Origin of the sequence: Cognatilysobacter lacus, from assembly GCF_008274655.1 — a bacterium.
Taxonomy (GTDB): domain Bacteria; phylum Pseudomonadota; class Gammaproteobacteria; order Xanthomonadales; family Xanthomonadaceae; genus Cognatilysobacter; species Cognatilysobacter lacus.
This window is the reverse complement of record NZ_VTRV01000218.1, coordinates 1-3,106: the sequence shown is the minus strand read 5'-3', so window position 1 is coordinate 3,106 and position 3,106 is coordinate 1. Positions and strand designations below refer to the sequence as shown.

Below are 3,106 nucleotides of genomic sequence, written 5' to 3'. Positions count from 1 at the left end.
CAGTGTGGCCGGCCTCGGGGATCGCCATCGCGGTGCTGGTGCTCGGCGGCGTGCGCTTCTGGCCCGGCATCGCGCTTGGCTACCTCGCCGCGGCGGCACTCAACCATTCGCCGCAGCCCGCCTGGATGATCGCGGTGATCGCCGCCGCCAACACGCTGGCGGCCGTGGCAGGCCAGCAGCTGCTGTTGCGCGCCCGCTTCAACGTGGCATTCGAGACGGCCCGGGACTTCTTCGTGTTCGTCCTCGCCGCATGCGTGATGGCGGTGACGGCGGCCACGCTCGGCACCGCCGCGGTCTCGGCTACCCATGTGCACGACATCGTTTGGCTCTGGGTGCACTGGAGCCACTGGTTCCTCGGCGATTTCACCGGCGTCCTGGTGGTCGGCACCTGCGTGCTCGCGTGGGCGCGCCGCGGCGTGCCGAGGCCCGTGCGGTGGTGGCTCGAACTCGGCGGCTGCCTGGCGCTGCTGACGTTCGTTGCGATGTTCGTGTTCCTCGGCGATGGCATCCGCGCCTACACCTTCCTCACGTTCTGCCCGCTGATCTGGGCGGGGCTGTCGCTGCGCCTGCGCGGCGCCACGCTCGCGTGCCTGCTGCTATCGGCGGTCGGTGTCTGGGGGACCACGCTCGGCATCGGCCGGTTCGGCGCGCTGCCCGTGCACGCGCGCTATCTCGACTTGCAGCTGTTCATCACCGTGAGCACGATCTCCACGCTCGTGCTGGCCGTGGTGGCCGACGAGCGCCGCTCGCAGCGCGCGCTGGTGATGAGCGAAGCCCGCCTGCGCCTCGCGCTCGAGGCGTCGAACACGGGCCTCTGGAAGGTGGACCTGCGCAGCGGCGCGATGACGTTCTCGCCGGAATGCGCGCAGATCACCGGGCTCGGCGCCGGCGACGTCGAGCCGACGCGCGCCGGCATCGTCGACCTGCTGCACCCGGAGGACCAGCCGCGGGTGCGGGGCGCGTTCCGCGATGCGCTCGAGCGCCACGGATTGTTCGAGAGCGAATTCCGCATCCGCCGTCCCGACGCGAGCGTGGTCTGGATGGAAGTACGTGGCCGCGGCGTGTTCGACGCGGAGGGGCGGCCGGCATCGATGCTCGGCACCATCACCGACATCACCGAACGCCGCCGCGACGAGCGTCGTCTGGCCGAGCAGGCGCGGCTGCTCGACCTCACCAGCGACGCCATCCTGATCCGCGACCTCGACGGCACCATCCAGTACTGGAACGACGGCTCCGAACGCCTGTACGGCTACACGCGCGAAGAAGCCATCGGTCGCAACACATCGGCCCTGCTCGCCACGCGGTTTCCCGGGCCGCTGCCCGACATCGCGCGCGAGCTGCTGGCCACCGATCACTGGGAAGGCGACGTCGTGCACCGCCGCAAGGACGGCGAATGGCGCGACGTCCGCGCACGCTGGGTGCTCACGCGCGACGCGGCCGGCGAACCGCAGTCGGTGATGCAGACGCATACGGACATAACCGCGCAGCGCCGAGCGTTGCTGGCTTCCACGTTCCTGTCCGAACTCGATCGACGCATCGCGCATACGTCGGGCGCGGACGAAGTCGCCGAGACCGGGCTTCACCTGCTCGGCGAATACCTGGGCGTGCTGCGCTGCACGTTGAGCGATATCGACCTGGAACAGGGCCGCATCCGCACGCTGTACGAATGGACCGACGGCGCGCCGCGCGTCTCGGGTTCGTACGACGCACGCGAATTCTTCACCAGCGGGTTCGGCATCGCGCTCGCATCCGGCAACGCCGTGGCAGTCGACGACTTGCGCTCGGACCCGCTCACGGCGCCGTTTGCCGGCAACTACCTGCCCTACGGCACGCGGTCGCTCGCGGCGGTGTCGTACGTGCTCGAGGGTCGGCTGGCGGGCACGCTCACGGTTGCCGGCGGCGAGGCGCGGCGGTGGCGCGCGGACGAAACGCAGTTGCTGCGCGAGGTGGTCGCGCGCCTGTGGCCCGCGATCGAACGCGCGAAGTCCATCTCGGCGTTGCGCGAATCCGAGGCGCGCTTCCGCCAGCTCGCCGACACGGCGCCGATGATGATCTGGGTGGGCGAAGCCGACGGGCGCTGCAGTTACGTCAGCCGCCGCTGGACGGAATTCACCGGGCGCATGGCGCAGGCGGAACTGGACGCCGGTTGGAAGGACGTCGTGCATCCCGACGACCTCGTCGACTACGCCGCCAACTTCGAGGACGCGGCTTCCGGCCAACAGACGTTCGTGGCCGAATACCGCGCGTTGCGCTGGGACGGCGCGTGGCGCTGGCTGCACGTCACCGCGCATCCGCGCTTTGGCGCGGGCAGCGAGTTCCTCGGCTACATCGGCGCGCTGATGGATGTCACCGAGCGCCGCCAGGCCGAGGAGGCATTGCGCGAGGCCGACCGCCGCAAGGACGAATTCCTCGCCACCCTCGCACACGAGTTGCGTAACCCGCTCTCGCCGGTGCGCACGGGGCTGCACGTCCTGGACCTTACCGACGACGTGGAAACCGCCCGTGGCACGCGCCGGATGATGGAACGCCAGTTGGGCCACATGGTGCGGCTGATCGACGACCTGCTCGATGTCTCGCGCATCACCAGCGGCAAGGTGGTGCTGCAGCGCGGCCGTATCGCCGTGCAGGATGCCGCGCGCGCCGCGATCGAATCTGCCCGCCCACAGCTCGAGGCCGCACGCCACCGCTTGCATGCCGTGCTGCCCGACGTGGCGCTGTGGGTGGACGCCGACGCCACGCGCATCGCGCAGGTAATCGGCAACCTGCTCACCAACGCGGCCAAGTACACCCCCGACGGCGGTGACATCACGCTGCGCGTCGAAGCGCGCGACGCGATGGCCTGCGTCGTCGTCGCCGATACCGGGCTCGGCATCCCGCCCGAGGCGCTCGGCGAAGTGTTCGGAATGTTCGCGCAGGTGAATCGCACGCTCGATCGGTCGCAGGGTGGCTTGGGCATCGGCCTGGCGCTGGCGCGTCGGCTGGTCGAAATGCACGGCGGCAGCGTGGAGGCCGCGAGCGATGGCCTCGGTCGCGGCAGCACCTTCACCGTGTGGCTGCCGCTGTCCGTCGAAGGCGAGCCCGCCGCGCTCCCGCAGGTGGACGCCGC

1 protein-coding gene is annotated in these 3,106 nt (G+C 70.4%); it reads left to right on the top strand.

Features of this window, described 5'->3' with window-relative positions:
* Nucleotides 1-3,106: PAS domain S-box protein (locus tag FW784_RS13360; RefSeq protein WP_149353818.1), on the top strand; the 3,106-nt coding region annotated here is incomplete at both ends.